The 17,037-nt window shown below is 55.4% G+C and carries 16 protein-coding genes; 12 read left to right on the forward strand and 4 right to left on the reverse strand.

The window, feature by feature from the left end:
- Positions 1-45: 45 nt before the first annotated feature.
- The 6 genes from ACSQ17_RS06405 (at position 46) to ACSQ17_RS06430 (ending at position 6,017) form a co-directional block, all read left to right on the forward strand.
- On the forward strand, positions 46-1,050 hold the full coding sequence (locus tag ACSQ17_RS06405) for a YqaJ viral recombinase family protein (RefSeq protein ID WP_092377790.1): 1,005 nt from the start codon (positions 46-48) through the stop codon (positions 1,048-1,050).
- A 91-nt stretch (positions 1,051-1,141) separates the two neighbouring features.
- Positions 1,142-2,092, forward strand: coding sequence for a recombination directionality factor (locus ACSQ17_RS06410; protein ID WP_143978929.1), 951 nt, complete (start codon positions 1,142-1,144; stop codon positions 2,090-2,092).
- Positions 2,064-2,561, forward strand: a complete 498-nt coding sequence (gene radC / locus ACSQ17_RS06415) for a RadC family protein (protein WP_143978928.1) — start codon at positions 2,064-2,066, stop codon at positions 2,559-2,561. Before ACSQ17_RS06410 ends, radC begins: the two co-directional genes overlap by 29 nt.
- A 9-nt stretch (positions 2,562-2,570) precedes the next feature.
- Positions 2,571-2,771, forward strand: a complete 201-nt coding sequence (locus ACSQ17_RS06420) for a hypothetical protein (protein WP_143978927.1) — start codon at positions 2,571-2,573, stop codon at positions 2,769-2,771.
- A 328-nt stretch (positions 2,772-3,099) separates the two neighbouring features.
- A complete protein-coding gene (locus ACSQ17_RS06425; RefSeq protein ID WP_143978926.1) occupies positions 3,100-4,728 on the forward strand; it encodes a type I restriction-modification system subunit M in 1,629 nt (542 codons plus the stop codon).
- The gene (locus ACSQ17_RS06430) at positions 4,725-6,017 is read left to right on the forward strand and encodes a restriction endonuclease subunit S (RefSeq protein ID WP_143978925.1); all 1,293 of its coding nucleotides are present in this window, start codon (positions 4,725-4,727) and stop codon (positions 6,015-6,017) included. Before ACSQ17_RS06425 ends, ACSQ17_RS06430 begins: the two co-directional genes overlap by 4 nt.
- 6 nt (positions 6,018-6,023) lie before the next feature.
- On the opposite strand, the gene ACSQ17_RS06435 is transcribed toward ACSQ17_RS06430, so the two are convergent.
- Entirely contained in the window at positions 6,024-6,698 is a 675-nt protein-coding gene (locus ACSQ17_RS06435; RefSeq protein WP_143978924.1) for an RloB family protein, read from the reverse strand.
- The gene (locus tag ACSQ17_RS06440) at positions 6,698-7,969 is read right to left on the reverse strand and encodes an AAA family ATPase (RefSeq protein WP_143978923.1); all 1,272 of its coding nucleotides are present in this window, start codon (positions 7,967-7,969) and stop codon (positions 6,698-6,700) included. Before ACSQ17_RS06440 ends, ACSQ17_RS06435 begins: the two co-directional genes overlap by 1 nt.
- Before the next feature lie 132 nt (positions 7,970-8,101).
- On the opposite strand from ACSQ17_RS06440, the gene ACSQ17_RS06445 reads away from it, so the two are divergent.
- Both ACSQ17_RS06445 and ACSQ17_RS06450 read left to right on the forward strand, forming a co-directional pair.
- Positions 8,102-11,026 carry a type I restriction endonuclease subunit R gene (locus ACSQ17_RS06445; RefSeq protein WP_143978922.1) on the forward strand — a complete coding sequence of 975 codons (2,925 nt, stop codon included), beginning with the start codon at positions 8,102-8,104 and terminating at the stop codon, positions 11,024-11,026.
- A 2-nt stretch (positions 11,027-11,028) separates the two neighbouring features.
- On the forward strand, positions 11,029-11,397 hold the full coding sequence (locus tag ACSQ17_RS06450) for a M48 metallopeptidase family protein (RefSeq protein WP_143978921.1): 369 nt from the start codon (positions 11,029-11,031) through the stop codon (positions 11,395-11,397).
- Here ACSQ17_RS06450 and ACSQ17_RS06455 read toward each other — a convergent pair.
- Both ACSQ17_RS06455 and ACSQ17_RS06460 read right to left on the reverse strand, forming a co-directional pair.
- Positions 11,367-12,092, reverse strand: coding sequence for an inovirus Gp2 family protein (locus tag ACSQ17_RS06455; protein ID WP_143978920.1), 726 nt, complete (start codon positions 12,090-12,092; stop codon positions 11,367-11,369). The genes ACSQ17_RS06450 and ACSQ17_RS06455 overlap by 31 nt on opposite strands.
- A 586-nt stretch (positions 12,093-12,678) precedes the next feature.
- Positions 12,679-12,909 carry a helix-turn-helix transcriptional regulator gene (locus ACSQ17_RS06460; protein ID WP_119564297.1) on the reverse strand — a complete coding sequence of 77 codons (231 nt, stop codon included), beginning with the start codon at positions 12,907-12,909 and terminating at the stop codon, positions 12,679-12,681.
- Between the two features lie 179 nt (positions 12,910-13,088).
- Between ACSQ17_RS06460 and ACSQ17_RS06465 the strand changes: the two genes are divergently transcribed.
- The 4 genes from ACSQ17_RS06465 to ACSQ17_RS06480 all read left to right on the forward strand — a co-directional run bounded on the left by ACSQ17_RS06465 (position 13,089) and on the right by ACSQ17_RS06480 (position 17,036).
- Entirely contained in the window at positions 13,089-14,768 is a 1,680-nt protein-coding gene (locus ACSQ17_RS06465; protein WP_119564296.1) for a YfjI family protein, read from the forward strand.
- Positions 14,769-15,350: 582 nt separating this feature from the next.
- On the forward strand, positions 15,351-15,740 hold the full coding sequence (locus ACSQ17_RS06470; RefSeq protein WP_436068050.1) for a hypothetical protein: 390 nt from the start codon (positions 15,351-15,353) through the stop codon (positions 15,738-15,740).
- 199 nt (positions 15,741-15,939) lie between these two features.
- The gene (locus tag ACSQ17_RS06475) at positions 15,940-16,383 is read left to right on the forward strand and encodes a disulfide bond formation protein B (RefSeq protein ID WP_436068051.1); all 444 of its coding nucleotides are present in this window, start codon (positions 15,940-15,942) and stop codon (positions 16,381-16,383) included.
- A complete protein-coding gene (locus tag ACSQ17_RS06480; RefSeq protein ID WP_436068052.1) occupies positions 16,380-17,036 on the forward strand; it encodes a DsbA family protein in 657 nt (218 codons plus the stop codon). Before ACSQ17_RS06475 ends, ACSQ17_RS06480 begins: the two co-directional genes overlap by 4 nt.
- The last annotated feature ends 1 nt before the right edge of the window (position 17,037 follow it).

Below are 17,037 nucleotides of genomic sequence, written 5' to 3' on the forward strand. Positions count from 1 at the left end.
GCTTCGTTGCAGGTCGGGCGTTTCCATTTCTGCAAGGTGAACGCTATGAAAGCTACTTCATTGAATCGCAGCACCAGCAAGTCCCGTCCGGCTCTGCGCTTGGTCAGCACCAAGGAGCTGCCCCGAGAGGATTGGCTGCAGATCCGCAAACAAGGCATCGGCAGTTCGGACGCTGCGGCGGCGGTCGGTCTGAACCCCTATAAGTCGCAGCTGGAACTCTGGATGGAAAAGACCGGGCGCGATGCTGGCATGCCCAAAGCTGATCCTCAGGATGAGGAAAGCCCGATGTACTGGGGCAACGTGTTGGAGCCTATCGTGGCCTGGCACTACAGCAAGCGCACGAAGACTAAGGTACGCCGCATCAACGCCGTGCTGCAGCATCCTGATCCGGAGTTGCCCTGGATGCTGGCCAACATCGACCGCGAGGTGATCGGGGCCGACGATGTGCAGATCCTGGAATGCAAGACAGCCGGCATAAACGGGGCACGCCTCTGGAAAGAGGGCGTGCCCGAGTATGTCCAGCTTCAAGTGATGCACCAGCTCGCAGTCACCGGCAAGCAGGCTGCAGATGTAGCCGTGCTACTCGGTGGCCAGACGCTGGAGATCCACCGTATCGAGCGTGACGAGCAGATGATTGCTCGCCTGATCGAGCTGGAGCGCAAGTTCTGGCACTACGTGGAAACGGATACGCCACCACCGGCTGATGGCACGGCTTCAGCAGAGTTGGCCCTGCGCTGCCTCTATCCGGAGGACAACGGCCTGACCGTCGACTTCAGCAGCCATGCCGGACTGGCCGCAGCCTTCCTTGAACTGAAGACCGTTCGCCAGTCGATTGCCGACAAGGAAAAGCGTGAGGCCGAGCTCAAGCAGATGCTGCAGCAGGCCATGGGCGACGCCAGTCGGGCGGAGTTTTCCAATGGCTACGTCAGTTGGCGCAAAGCCAAGGACAGCATCGGCCTCGATGTCGCTCAACTGCTCAAGGACAAGCCGCACCTGCAGGCCAAGTACCCACTGCTGAAGCCGGGTGCACGGCGCTTCCTGGTCGGCTGAAACCAACCTCATTCATCCCTTCCCTCCCCTTGGCCAGTCCATGCAGTTCGCGCTGCGTGGCTGGCCTTTTTTCATTTCCAGGAGAATTACCATGCTCAAAGGTCTGGCTATCACTCCACCGATACTCGGGCGGATTTCCATCGGTAAGGTCATCGAGAAGAACGGCAAGCGCCTGCCCGAGAAGGATGACCAATTCACCATCACTTCCCAGGTGCAAGGCAAGGACGGCTGGCTACTTCACCCACTCAATGACGAGCTGCGTCAGGGCAAGGACGACAAGCTGCGCAGCATTCCGGTACGCCTGCTGTTCAACGAACCGGAGCTGAATTTCCGAGCCGACTACACGCTGTTCGACCGGCAATCCGGACGCCCCGTCTGCGTGGGCAATGGCGAGACTTGTAAGCGGGTTACCCAGGACGGCATGCAGTCGCTGCCCTGCCCTTCACCGGATGCCTGCCCACTGGCCAAAGGCGGTGCCTGTAAGCCCTACGGCCGACTGAATGTGGTCATTGGTGATGAGGATCCGCTGGGCAGCTTCGTGTTCCGCACCACCGGCTTCAACAGCATCCGCACCCTGGCCGCTCGTCTGCATTACTTCCAGGCCATCTCTGGAAACCGCCTGGCCTGTCTGCCGCTGGAGTTGCGCCTGCGAGGTAAGTCGACTCGCCAGAGTCATGGCACGCCGATTTTCTACGCCGATCTGACGGTACGCAGCGGCATGGACATGGCTGAAGCACTGGTGACAGCCAGCGAACTCGACTCACGGCGTCAGGCTGCTGGCTTCGATCAAGCCGCTTTGGATGAGGCAGCACGACGTGGCTTTGGCAACGGAGCCTTCGAAGACAGCGAGGAGGATGCTAGCGCCATCGTGGAAGAGTTCTACCCCGAGGGTGAAGCACCTGCTGCAGCGCCCACCGTTTCACTCCACCCCACCAAACCCAGCCTGGCTGAAAAGCTCGATGCACAGGCTGCTCGTCAAAACCCATCCACAGACCAAGCCCAAGGAGGCCGCCATGCGCCTACACAAGCTGAAAGCCAGTGACACGACCGGCACCTACCTGGTCGAGTCGCCGGTGACGGAAAACGACATCCTGCTGATGGCCAAGCAACTGGCCAGTCTGCGCCTGCGCAAGGGACGTGCCCTGACGTCGCCTAAGGAGGTATTCAGTCACCTGCAGACGCTGCTGGCTGGCTATGAGCACGAGGTGTTCGCACTGCTCATGCTCGATAGCAGGCACCGGGTAATCACATTTGAGGAGGTGTTTCGAGGGACCCTAGACAGCGCCAGCGTCTACCCACGGGAAGTCGTAAAGATCGCTTTGGAGCACAACGCCGCCGCCCTGATCCTGGTGCACAACCACCCCTCAGGTGATCCCGAGCCCAGCCAGGCGGATCGCACACTCACCACGAAACTGCAGGACGCGCTCAATCTGGTCGGCGTGCGCACACTCGACCATATCGTGGTGGGCAATGAAGGCTGTGTGTCTTTGGCGGAACAGGGCTACCTGTAAGGAGGCGGTATGAAACAGCTAATGCGCACCGTTGCAGCGGTGTTCATATTTGCCGGCATCCTTGTCGGCTGTCTGACGATATTGCTGCTAGTGGTTCTTATGGTGCGTTTCCCGCCTTTACTGATCGCGATGGTGCTAGCGTGCTGGCTTCTCTGTCGACTGAAGACAGCATTCAAACCAGCAATGCCTCGCATTCAATCGCCGCAGTGATTGCGGCAGTTATATCAGCCGAAATTCGCTCACAGCCCAGTCAGGCCATTCTTGCTTTTGAGCTATTCAACAGAGGGAGCAGCGCCTCCCTCTTTTTTTGCTCACGAATGGCACTAAATTCTTGCCTTCGTTTCTACCGCTCCAACGCTGGCGCCAGCCATGTCATTCGGGCTGGTGATACTATCGCGCAAATGACGGTTGGAGCTGCCGCATAGACGCCTCCGACTGAAGACTTGGACCTTCCAATCGCCTTTTATTGCCTGGCAGCAAGCGTTCTCCTCAGAGGCCTCTGTTACTGCCAGTTGTGCGTGACTTGTATAGGAACACCATGACCATTACTCAAAGTACCAGTGACGCTAAAAGCCTAGAAAGCTGGATCTGGGACGCTGCCTGTTCGATCCGTGGTGCACAGGACGCCCCCAAGTACAAGGACTTCATCCTGCCCTTGGTATTTGCCAAGCGGCTGTGCGACGTATTTGACGATGAAATCGATCGGTTGGCAGCGAGCTATGGCTCGCGTGAAATCGCATTCGCGTTTGTCGAAAAAGACGCCAACAAAGACCAGAAAGATCGGCAAGTGCGCTTCTACCTGCCCTTCCGGCCTAAAGATCTGAGCAAGCCAGTGTGGAGCGTGATACGCGAGCTCTCCAGCAAGATCGGCGAGCAGCTGACTAGCTATCTTGCCGACATTGCCCGCTTCAACCCACTGCTCGATGGCATCATCAACCGCATCGACTTCAATGCCACCACCCACGGCCAGCGTGACCTCGATGACGACCGCCTCTCCAACCTGATTGAAGGCATCAGCAAGAAGCGCCTGGGACTGAATGATGTCGAGCCCGACATCATCGGCCGTAGCTACGAATATCTTATCCGCAAGTTTGCCGAAGGATCGGGACAAAGCGCGGGCGAGTTCTACACCCCGGCCGAAGTGGGGCTGGTGATGGCTCGCATCTTGGCCCCCACGCCGGGCATGGAGATGTACGACCCCACCTGCGGCTCCGGCGGCCTGCTGGTGAAGTGTGAGATCGAACTAGACCGCCGCATGCAGGCGGCGGGGCAGACGCAATACGCCCCGCTCAAGCTACACGGCCAGGAGTTCACCCCCGCCACCTGGGCCATGGCCAACATGAACATGATCATTCATGACATGGAGGGCAAGATTGAGATTGGCGACACCATGAAGTCGCCCAAATTCATCGAACACAGCCAGCTCAAACGTTTTGACCGCGTGATTGCCAACCCCATGTGGAACCAGGACAGCAACAGCCTGCCCTACCTGGGCGAGAACTTCTTCGCCAACGACCCCTATGAGCGTTTTTCCGACCCCGGGCACAAGGACGAGCGCGGCAATCCGCGCATCCTCACCGTACCATCCTCCAGCGCCGACTGGGCCTGGATGCTGCACATCCTGCACTCGTTGAACGACACCGGACGAGCTGCCGTGGTGCTGGATACCGGCGCCGTTTCGCGCGGCAGCGGCAATGCCAACCGGAACAAAGAAAAAGAGGTGCGTAAATGGTTTGTGGATCACGACCTGGTCGAGGGCGTGCTCTACTTGCCGGAAAATCTGTTCTACAACACCAGCGCACCGGGCGTGGTGGTCTTCCTGCACAAAAACAAGCCGCAGGCGCAGAAGAACAAGCTGTTCCTGCTCAACGCCAGCCGCTCGTTCAAGAAGGGTGACCCAAAGAACTACATCCCCGACGAGGAAATTGCCCGCATCGGCGACACCTTTGCCGCCTGGCGCGAAGAGGAACGCTTCTCAAAAATCGTCGAAAAGACAGAGATCGTCCGCAACGACTACAACATCTCGCCCTCGCGCTACATCCATGTAGCCGATGACGAGGACTACCGGCCGTTGTCGGAAATCGTTGAGGATTTGCGGGAGCTTGAGAAGGAAGCAGTGATCAATGAGAAAGCACTGATGGCAGTGTTGGCAAAGTTGGGGGTATGAGCATGTTTGCCAATGCTCAGTTGCCCGACGGTTGGAAGCTGACCCCCATCCGTACGGCTTTCAAAACGACCGAAAAGCCACGCGGACTCAGCCCTGCCAACTATGAGTCGGTTCCATTCATACCGATGGATGCAGTTCCGATTGCAGGCTGGGACGTCTACCCACCAGAGGTGCGCCCAGGGAGCGAGATTTCGTCAGGCACCTATTGCGAAGACGGTGATCTGTTGCTGGCGAAAATCACACCGTCATTCGAAAACGGCAAGCAGGCCTTTGCAGCACTGGATGGGGCCAAGTTCGCCTACGGAACAACCGAGGTCATTCCTTTACAGGCCATTCCCGACCAAGGGGTGATCGAGTACCTGTATTCGGTTCTGCTGCATCCAGGCTTACGAGCGTCGCTGGCAGGAAAGATGGAGGGGTCTACCGGGCGTCAGCGTCTCGGCAAAGAGGTTCTGCTATCAACACCTATCCCGATGCCAACGCCCGATGAACAACGCAAAATCGCCCGCGTGCTGGCCACGGTACAGCGAGCCATCGAGCAGCAGCAGGCGATCATCGCCACCACCCGCGAACTCAAGCGCAGCCTGATGCACAAACTCTTCACCGAGGGCTTGCGCGGCGAGACGCAGAAACCCACGGAAATCGGGCTGGTACCGAAGAGTTGGGAGGTGAAGCGCATTGGGGAAATTGCCACGCTGAAGTCGGGCGGCACGCCATCACGTAGCAATGAGTCGTTCTGGATTGGCGGCACGATACCTTGGGTAAAAACCGGCGAGGTAGATTACTGCGTCATCAATGACACTGAAGAAAAGATTACACAGGAAGGGCTGGATGGATCGTCTGCCAAGATTTTCCCGGCGGGAACCCTGCTGATGGCGATGTACGGCCAAGGCATCACGCGGGGCAAGGTGGGCATCCTGGGTGTCGATGCAGCGACTAACCAGGCCTGCGCGGCCTTCTTTCCAAAGGAAGAAGTCCGTACAGGCTTCTTGTATCAGTTGTTCTCGTTCAAGTACGACTACATTCGCAACCTTGGGCACGGCGCCAACCAGAAGAACCTCAGCGCCGACATTCTGAAAACGGTGCAGATCGCGTACCCCAAAGACACGGATGAGCAGGACGAAATCGTGTCCAGCCTCTCGGCCTTGGATGACAAGCTCGCCCTGGCCGAGCGCAAGCGCAGCCACTTTGAGGATTTGTTCAAAACCCTACTGCACCAACTGATGACTGCCCAGCTTCGCGTAAACGATCTAGATCTGGACACACTCGGCGTGCCTCCCTTGGATTGATCGGCCTCAGTCGCGCAGCGTGGTCAGCAGCGCGACTAGTTCGTGCAGAGCGGTGAAGGGCTCAGGCTCAGTGTAGGCATTGAACTGCGCGGCCAATGCCTGCGCCCGCTGCGTTGCCACCTCCAGCCGCTCTCGGCTTGTGGCAAATGCACCACCCGCGCCTTTCTCGTAGCCGGGAATGTGCTGCTTCAAACGGGCCATCACCTCATCGCGGTGGATGGGGTGATGAATATCCTCGTAGTGCAGCAGCAGCCACAGTTCGAAGCTGGGAATGGACGCAATGGCTGTGAATCGAACGCGCTCATTGCAATCATTGCGTAACTTTCCACCAAGCGATGCAGCAAGCGCCAACGCATCAAAATAGCTTGGGTGATCATCACGGTCGAAGACGGCATAAACCTGGTCGAAGCTCCTAGGGCGGATGCCTTTGTGCAAATCACCGCCTTCAAACAGTTGCTGAGCATAACGGACCACCTGAATGGGAGCGGTACCCAGCAGGCCAGGCTGAACCTCCACGTTCGCTGAATGCAGCTGGTAAACGGCACGGATCTCTTCCAAATAGAGCGGCTCGGTCTTGCTGCCTTCGGTCACAATCAAAATCCGGGCATAAGAGGCACGCCGAGACTCTTTGTGTACCTTGCGCGCGAGTTGCCTGGCCTTAGGCTGGTTATCGCGCCCCATCAGTGCTTCACCCCCAGCGACTGATTCCGTAAGAAAGGCAACGCGCCGTATCGTCCTTGCAGATACCCCCGCTCAAACGCCTCATTTTTTCGCGGACTGAAATCGAGCAATGGGTACAACGATGAGCTTTGGTCTGGCCCTTTCTCGACAAACCAGATCTGGTCACGCCGGAAGAGGCCGTAGGCATCGAGCAGCGAGGTGTCGTGCGTGGTGAAAATCAGCTGAGCGCCACCTGTATTGACTTCGACCTGGTGGAACAAGCGCACCAATGCCTGCACCAGCAGTGTATGCAGACTGGTGTCCAACTCATCAACAACCAACGTCAGCCCTTTGTTGAGGATGTCTAGGATGGGACCAGTCAGGAACAACAGATTGCGTGTACCGCTGGATTCATCCATCAAATCGAAAACCGCTTCGCCTTGTTCGGTAACGTGATGGAACCTCACTTCGTCGATCGCTTGCTCACTGGCCTCCTCCTCCCGCTTGCCAGTGGCCAAATCGAAGTGGAAGTTGTGAACCAGGGCTTGCTTGGTTGCCACGTCGATCTCGGCAATGCTGATGTCAGCCGCACGCAGAAAATCGCAGATAGCCTTCCGTTTGGCTTCATGCTTGAGCATCTGCACCGAAAATTGCGGTGACAGGGGGGACTGTTCATTGAAAATCACGAGCCGATTAGCAAACCAATCGAACACCGGACGCAACGCATCACTATTGAGCTGAACAGCCATGGAGAGGAACAAAGCATTCGATCGGGTGGCTCCTTCCCACAAGCTCTTGGCCCCTTTAAGACTGGGACCGAATTCGTATACGTCCTTGCCGCTTTCCGCATCAAATCGGCGCTCGAACCAACGCTGTGGCTTGAACGCTTTGTACACCAGTAGCTGCTCGCTGACGATGCGCTGCGAGGTCATGGCAAAGCCATACTGATAACGCACGCCGTTGAGGATGAAAGTAACCTCAAATTCAGTAGGTTGGCTGGCAGAGCCCACGTCCAGCCGGAAGGGTTGAACTGAGTAGGTCTGGCCTGGCTGGATGACTGCTGCAGACTCCAGCACCACACCACGCATGTACTGCAGAGCCTTGATGAGGTTGGACTTTCCGCTGGCATTGGCTCCATACACCACTGCACTCTTGAGCAAGTGCGGAGCTGCCCTCAGCCCAGTACTGAGAGCATGAGTATCCAGCAGCGTCTTGTCTGTGGACGCCACGAGGCTAAGCACCTGCTCGTCGCGCAGGCTGCGGAAATTCTTGACGCGGAACTCGACCAGCATTTCGCCCACCACGGTATTAAATATCTCTGAACTATGCACCAAAGGTTCAAATAATCAATTTATTTTTGATCTCGCCAAGCTCTACTGATAGCGTGGCAAGCTGAACAGAACTTATCCGAACCCGGAGCCCGCATGGCCATCCCAACTGAGCATAAGACCGTACAGGCACGTATCCTTGAGTATGCACAGGCAATGGGGTGGACCTTTGTGCCCCGCACTGAAGCGGAAATGCGACGCGGGTTCGACAAGTCGCAGACTAAGCCTGCGGACCAAGCCAGAGGGGCCTCTCCCTTCTTCGTTGAGACGCTATTCAAGCAGGTCAAGGAGCTGAACACAGGCTTTGCCGACTCGGCGGAGGAGTTGGCCCGCAAGCTTGCAGCCCTGCCGACCAATATCCGAGGCAATCGCGACTTTCTGCGTGCACTGCGAGGGCAAACTACCTTCTTCGAGCCGACTGAGGCTCGTGAGCTCGACCTGAAGCTGATCGAATTTGGTTACTGGGCCAGCAATCGCTTCGAGGTGACTGAGGAGTACTACTTGCACAACGGCCGCTATGGCAACCGTGCCGACGTGGTGTTCCTGATTAACGGCATCCCAGTTCTGATTATCGAGTGCAAGAACGCCACTAAGGATGAGGCCATCGCACTGGGAGTTGATCAGATCCGCCGCTATCACGGCGAGACGCCGGAAATGATGGTGCCCCCGCAATTGTTCACAGCCACCGAAGCCATCGGCTTTGTCTATGGCGTGACCTGGAACGTCGTGCGTCGCAATCTGTTCAATTGGAAGCACGAAGAACTGGGGCAGCTCGAAGCCAAGATCAAGTCGTTTTGCGACCGACAGAACCTGCTGGGTTTTCTGCAGCACTACATCCTGTTCGCCGAGAAGGAATCAGAACTGCAGAAATTCATTCTGCGCCAGCACCAGACCGGTGCCGTAGAAAAAGTGGTGGAGCGCGCCCACCATCCGGTCAAGCGCCGGGGACTGGTATGGCATACCCAAGGCAGCGGCAAAACCTTCACGATGATCAAAGCTGCCGAGATGTTATTTAAAGCAGCGCAGTCAGAAAAGCCAACCATCCTGCTGCTCATCGACCGCAACGAACTGGAAGATCAGATGGTGCGCAATCTGGAGGCGCTGGGTCTGCACAACGTGCAGCCTGCCACCAGCATCGACACACTCAATGCGCTACTCAAAGATGACTATCGCGGCATCATCGTCTCGACGATCCAGAAATTCCGTGACATGCCGGCCGACCTGAATGCTCGGACCAATATCTACGTACTGATCGACGAGGCCCACCGCACTACACAGGGCGATCTCGGCAACTACCTGATGGCAGGTATCCCAAACGCTACGTTTATCGGCTTCACCGGCACACCCATTGATGCCACAGCACACGGCAAAGGCACGTTCAAGACCTTCGGCATCGATGACGAACAGGGCTATCTACACAAGTATTCAATCCGCGAAAGCATTGAGGACCGCACCACCCTGCCGCTCTTTTATGCCCTGGCGCCCAACGAACTGCTGGTGCCCAAAGAGGTAATGGAGAAAGAGTTCCTCGCGCTGGCGGAAGCCGAAGGCATTGCCGACATCGATGAACTGAACCGTATCCTTGAGCGTGCGGTCAACCTGCGCAACTTCCTCAAGGGGCAGTCACGCATTGAAAAGGTCGCAGCCTATGTGGCCGAGCATTACCGCGAAAACGTTGAGCCGCTGGGCTACAAGGCTTTTCTTGTGGCAGTCGATCGCGAGGCCTGCGCGCTCTACAAGGCTGCATTAGACAAGGTGCTGCCGCCGGATTGGTCGCAGGTGGTTTACACAGGCAGCAACAACGACAGCGAACGGCTCAAGCAATTCCACCTCGCCAGTGAGGAAGAAAAAGCAGTGCGCCGGCAATTCGCCAAGTTCGGCACGCTACCCAAGATATTGATCGTTACCGAAAAGCTACTGACCGGCTATGACGCGCCACTGCTTTACGCGATGTATCTCGACAAGCCGCTGCGCGATCACACCTTGCTGCAGGCTATCGCGCGAGTGAATCGCCCCTATGAAAACGAAGCAGAGGAGATGGTAAAGCCGCACGGCTTCGTTCTGGATTTTGTGGGCATCTTCGACAAGCTGGAGAAAGCGCTGGCATTCGATAGCGACGAAGTATCGGCGGTCGTGAAAGATATCGCCCTGCTGAAGTCCCTCTTCCAGAGCAAGATGAGTAGTGCATCCGCAGCCTATTTACCGCTGGTGCAGCACAATTTTAACGACAAGGATGTCGATGGGCTGATTGAGCACTTCCGCGACAAGGACCGGCGCAAAGCCTTCTTTCGTGAGTACAAAGAGCTAGAAATGCTTTATGAGATCATCAGCCCAGATGCTTTCTTGCGCCCCTTCATTGCTGACTACAGCAGTCTCTCAGCCATGTATGCCGTGGTCAGTCGCGCCTATGCCAAGCGGGTTTATGTCGACCGTGAATTCCAGCGCAAGACCAATGCGCTAGTTCAGCAGCACATCGACACCACGGCGCTAGCACCCGTAGGGGAAATGGTACAACTGGATGAGCACGCTATCGATCAGATCAAGGCCAAGCACTCTGGCGATGAAACTAAGGTGATCAACCTCGTCAAGAGCATCGAAAAGGCAGCCGAGGATGAGTCCGACGATCCATTCCTGGTGGGGCTGGCAGACCGAGCTGAAGCCGTGCAAGAGAAGTTCGAGGACCGTCAGACAACCACACAGGACGCCCTTGCAGAGCTCATCAAACTGCTGGAGGAAAATGAATCTCGCAAGAAGGTACAGGCTGAAAAGGGGTTTGATGGCCTCACGTTCTTTATCTATCGCACACTGCTAGATGCCGGACTGGCTGATGCCGAAGACATCACCCGAAAAATCCGCGAAGCATTCATTGCCTTACCAACTTGGCGCGAGAGCGAAAAGTCACTACGAGACCTGCGCAACAGAGTAACAGGAGCGATATTCCCGGCAGTCAGCGATGTGGACAAGACCGTTGCCATCGTGGACGAACTTTTCAGCCTATTGGCTAAGGCCTACCGGATCTAGGTATGGCTGACGCAGATACGCAACGACTAAAGTTTCGAGGACGGGCAACCCACTGGGCTGAGAGACTCAATGTGGGCTCGCACTCGGTCACACTGCGCCCCATGCGCAACAAATGGGCATCGTGCTCAAGCTCAGGTCGCATGACCTTCAACAGCGAGCTGCTATCTCTGGATGAGGACGTATGGGATTACGTGATTGTGCACGAGTTGCTGCATTTCTTCGTGCCCAACCACGGCAGGCTTTGGAAGTCGCTGATGACAGCCTATATCGGTGACTTCCAAATGGCCGAGAAGAAACTCCGCATTGCAGCCTCAAACCCACCTAGCAGCACCGGAGTTCATTACCCCCTGCTGGTGCCGAAACCTCGCTGACGATCCCCGTAGGACTTGGTCGCTTTCTTACACAGGTAGCTGGCCCGGTGGAACAGATCCGGTAGCTCATCAACAAGAACCTTGTGTTCTGACCATGCAACCTTCCGCATACGGGGATGCCGATCTATCCGATACGTTGGATTGTCGGGGATATGTACCAGCCCGTCGACCTCATGCTTCGACAACCGCAGTGCACTGGCCCATGACTCTTCTATGCGGCTGATCATGTTGACCCTCTCTGAGCCCAGCAGCCCTAGGGTGTAATAGGCATCACGGTTCAACAGGATCAGCAGGTGATAATGCTGCCGGCCTGCCTGACCTATTTCTCTCGACCAGACGTACCGTACTTTGCAACCACGCGAGTAGCCACGCTCAGCCACCCGCTCCTGGTGGTACTGGATCTTCTTCGTAAACGATTCGAAGAATCGGCTGATGACCTGGTTCGTATAGGCGTAGTCAGGTAGCAGGACGCCTTGAGGCAAGTGGAGGTCAACTCTGAAGGCTAAGACCCTCGGATACTCAGCTAATGCCAGGTCTATGGTGCGCTTGAGATCGGACAGGTGCTCACGAATGAAAGGCCCCTTGTCACGCATCAAGCGGAAGCCCTCAAAGGTGTCGTCGTAGTGAAGATGCAGATTGGTATTGGCTGGATGACGAAGCGGGTAGCGTTGGATGGTGTCGGTATCGTTGAACATGGTTATGACCTCTCATGGTTGAGTTTCATAAGCCATGCCTGCGGAGTTTTAATTTACTGGATACATTTCCCTGCCTGATCACCCTCGACTGGATGCTCGGTGACGAAGCTCATCCGCGACGAATGGGTAGCTGGTCTCCCGTGGTGAACTGATCGTGTTGCTTGGTGGTTGGTAGATCCCCCGGATAATTGCCCCTTCAGATAGTGCTTCAGTGCCAGATGATTAAGCCCCTCCAGGTACATGGGATCTGGTCGGTGAAGCTTGCTACTGCACGGTTAATGAGGCAAGAACCCTTCGGGTAGGAATAGCTAGTAAAAGCATACTACCCACACCGCAACTGACAGCTCCGGCTGGCTCGGAAAAATCCACACTGCGCACCAAGCCGCAACGGCATTTTTTGCTGAAGACGTATTCCGGACATAAACCAGACCAAAAGCCCATGGAGACCGATGCCTAGCCAGAGTCTGCCGGATCGATGGGGAGCAACATTGCTCCGGCTTTCTGAAGATCGCCGAGCAGCCAGAATCAGGCAGCCGGCATAAGCGCCATGACCAGCTCCGACTGGTCATGGCACAGGTGGTCAGTTCTAGCTAGCCATGCTCAGGTGGCCGGTGGGACGTACTGCAGTACCCTCGGCTTGGTCACGCTCCTCGATCCGAGCCAGGATCCAATCGTGCACCTCGCTATCGACCCAGCCGACGCAGCGGTCGCCCAGCGATACCGGTTTCGGGAAGGTGCCTTCGCCGATGTACTTGTACAGGGTCGACCGAGACAGGCCGGTCGAGTCGATGACTTCTTTCAGACGGATGATTCGCATGAGCAGGCTCCTCTGTATGGCTCAGAAGATGTGCTGAGACGGTAAAAAAAGACCGCAATACGCCTCTCCTGAACCAGGTGCATGCCGCTCACAGACTCGTGGCTCTGAAAATATCCACAGCTTGTAATTAGAAAAACCTGCTATTTTTGCGATTAATAGCAGAAATAGCAGGTTTTAAGATGATTGAGGAAATTGAAAAAAATCAACCCTGGACTAGCCCTAACCCATCAATGGACGAACAAGGTTGGCCCCACTTTAGCGAGCACAGCCTCTTTGAGGCCGCAGTGGGGGAATCAGCGCGAGAGCATCAAGTCTCTCGTGAAATGGCGATGATGTGCGCCCTAGGTGCCATTGCCACGGCCTGCCAAGGCCTCGTTGACGTAGAAATGCCAACCGGACATAGAGTGCCAACCTCATTGATGCTCCTAACCATTGCGGAGTCTGGGGAGCGAAAAACAGTTACACAGAACTATTTTTTTGAGGCCATCACCAATCTAAATGATGTCGCACATCGCACAAATGAAGCCGCCTTACTTCAGCAAAAAGTTGATCATCAGCTGTGGATCACACAAAAAAAGCACCTAGAGCGTGCATTTAACAAATGCGCGACCCAAGGGGATGAGGCTGCTACACATGCAGCTTTAGAGGCAGTAGCTGAGCACCTAAGAGCTGAACCACAACCAGTTCGATCTGGAAAGTTTTTGTACGAAGACACAACCCCACAGGCTCTCGTACAGATGCTCTACGAGAATATTCCACATGGCTGTTTATTAACGAGCGAAGCAAGCAGTATTTTTAGCGGGAAAGCCTTAGGAGAACTGGACAAACTCAACACGCTGTGGGACGGCGGCAGCGTGAAGGTTGACCGAATATCAAGGGATAGTTTTGTCCTACAGAATGCTCGCCTTACTCTTTCATTAATGGCTCAGCCGAATGTAATTAATCGATTCATGAGCAAGCGCGGCGAAGAGGCTAGAGGAACTGGATTTTTAGCTCGATTCTTAGTCGTAAAGCCTCGCACAATGGCTGGACACCGAACAAACCAAAAACTATCCAAGCTATCTCGTAAGAAAGCCTTCAATACCCGCATCCAAGAACTTTTGACTTCAGAATCATCATCAGAAAGACAAGTACTGCAATTCTCAGAACAGGCAAAAGACTTCTGGTTTATGTGCAACCAATACCTTGAAAAGCAGATGCAGGAAAACGGATTATATTATTACCTCAAAGATCACGCCTCAAAGCTACTAGAAAACACTAGCCGACTAGCAGCCACACTGCATACTTTCGAACGAAAAAACAATAGCGATATAGAAATAGATATCTTCACATTAAAGTTTTGCTGGTATTTTACCCAAAACTGTTCAAAGCACTTTATTGAGCACCTAGCCAACGAACCGCAAATCGTCACAGACACAAACCTCCTTGCGCACTTCTTGCTTAAAACCGCTTACAAGCGCGACCTTCACTCACCAGACCCCGAAACTGAAAGCAATCGAAAATCGGACCCTAACCGAATCAAAGCTAGACCAGTGCAACCAGGTGATCTGATAATCGGCGTGGAAACTATTTTCACACTATCCCAAGTTAAACAGTCTGGGCCAAGCGTACTAAGAGGTCGCGCTAATTCTGAGCGACTATATTCAGCAATTGATCTACTTATCAAGCTGGGGCACGTCAAAAGGGAGAGAAGTCACTTCAAGTTCAGAGAATCAATCCTTCTTAGCACCGGAGAGCCTGAACTAAAAAATGGCCAAATCATTACAATCAAGGAGCTACCGCTATTTTGCGAGCAGGAATTTGTTCAAGAAAATAACTCGCCTCACCATACATCGGGCTATCGCATCAAAATTAGTTAAAAAACTAATTCCAAGATAACCCATTCCAAGGGAAAGATTTTTTGGAACACAATTAACGCTACGTTATAACATATCATAAAAACCATAATACACCTGAGCGAAGACCCGGATTTAACGAACAGGCACCCGAGTTTTTCTCTGAGAAGGAGTCTGAAGCTAACAGGAATGCCGAGAAGCCAATGCGCGAGATCCAAGAGGCAATCAGGGCAGTCGAAGCGAAGTGTAAAATGATAAGCCATAGGAACATCTGAGCCCACTAGGGCAGCGACCCGCATCAGTGTGGGTCAAAGTGTGGGTCCCAACAGCAAGCAGAAATAAATTACTTTAAAATCAAAAGCATATTTAATAAGAATACCGGCCACAAGCCGGCTTTTTTATGCCTGTAATTTATGCCTAGCCCCAACCGAATGTGATGCACGCTGCGTAATTCGTAGGATGGCCTTGAGCGTAGCGATACCCATCACGCAGTTCGACTCGTACCCATATGAGCGTGATCACCATCGACAGTGTGCTGATTCCCCCACTGTTGTTCAGCTGTGCAGACTTCCACACCCCGCTTACGCTTGCCCAACGCAAGGGGCCATGCCAGCATGGCCGACCTTGCAACAACGACCTTCGACGATGATCCGCCGCGCGCTCACCAGCCGTACATTTCTTGAGCTGATCCTGACCCTGCTGCTGGTCTGGCTCTGGCATACCTCAGCCTTGCTGAGAGACATCGAACAACACAGCGAACCCCAGGGCGAGACCGCGCGAGCCGGTCTGTATCTGCAAGCTGCAACCGACTGTTCACTGTGTCTGCTGCACCGACACTCGCCGAGCAGCACCGACCACAGCCATGAACCGCCCTCCATTAACGCCATGTTCCGGCTGCCAACTCGGGCCGGTGACAACCCGCTGCTGAGCAGCCGTTACCAGGCACTGCCTGATCGCCCCAACGACCTGATAGAGCGCCCTCCGCGCGCCGTATAAGTGATCTGAGCATGGCCGCGCGCCGGCCATAAAACCTGTTCACCGTTTCACGCCGCAGCTCGGCGGTTCGTGAGCAGGCCAAGACCACTGTCATTCAGGAACACCGCATGTACTTGCATTCTCCTCGCGGAGCATCGACGCGCCTTGCACGTCGATGCCATTCGCTGCCAGCCACTCTGACCAGGGGTGAACAGGCGACATGAAGCAGACCACAACCATCACTCGGCAGCTCAGCTCCTGGACTCTTCTCCTGCTGGCCTGGGCCGTTGCCCTGCTGGCCACATTGGCGGCGCTATTTATTGGCGAAGTCATGGGGCGTACGCCCTGCGTACTGTGCTGGTACCAGCGCATCAGCATGTTCCCGCTGGCGTTGATACTTGCCGTGGCCTGCTACAACTCGGACACGGGCGTCTGGCGCTATGCGCTGCCGCTGGCGGCCAGTGGCTGGCTTATCGCGCTCTACCACTGTCTGCTCTATTTCGGGGTAATCCCGGACAGCATCAAACCCTGCGGGGCCGGCCCGTCCTGCTCCAGCGCGGACATGACGATTCTCGGCGGTATCCCGCTGCCGCTGCTGTCCTTGCTCGCATTCACCCTTATCAGCGTTCTTCTTATGCTGATTCGCCGGAGGCCTTCCCTATGAACAGGCGCACCATCGTTCTTCTCGTCAGCACCCTGACCGCGCTCGGCTTCGCTGCCGCTGCATTCTTCTATCTGCAGTTCTCAAGCACCCCGCAAGCGCAGGTGCCGACCATAGCCCCACAAAACTCATCGTTAGTACGCTTCCACTCACCCGTGATCGGCCCGGCCAACGCTCCGGTGACCATCGTCGAGTTCTTTGACCCGTCCTGCGAGGCCTGCCGAGCCTTCTACCCGCTGGTCAAGCAGATCCTCGAGGAAAACCCCAAGGACGTGCGCCTGGTGCTGCGCTATGTGCTCTTTCATGAGGGGTCGGAAACCGCTTCACGAATCCTCGAGACAGCTCGTAAGCAAGGCATCTATGAGCAGGTACTGGAAGCAATCCTGATCGCCCAGCCGCAATGGCATGACGACCCGCAAGTGGCCAAAGCCTGGGAAGCTGCCGAGGCTGCCGGTCTGGATGTGGCCAAGGCCAAGGCCGAGATGATGGGCGCAGACATCAACGCCACGCTGGAGAAGGACAGCCTGGACACCCAGGCCAATGGCGTGCGGCAGACGCCTACCTTCTTTGTGAATGGCAAGGCGCTGGTGAGTTTCGGCCCACAACAGCTGATCAATCTGGTGAAGGCTGAAGTCGCTCTAAGCAAGCAACCCTGAA

Origin of the sequence: Pseudomonas sp. LjRoot71 (assembly GCF_964253255.1) — a bacterium.
Lineage (GTDB): Bacteria > Pseudomonadota > Gammaproteobacteria > Pseudomonadales > Pseudomonadaceae > Aquipseudomonas.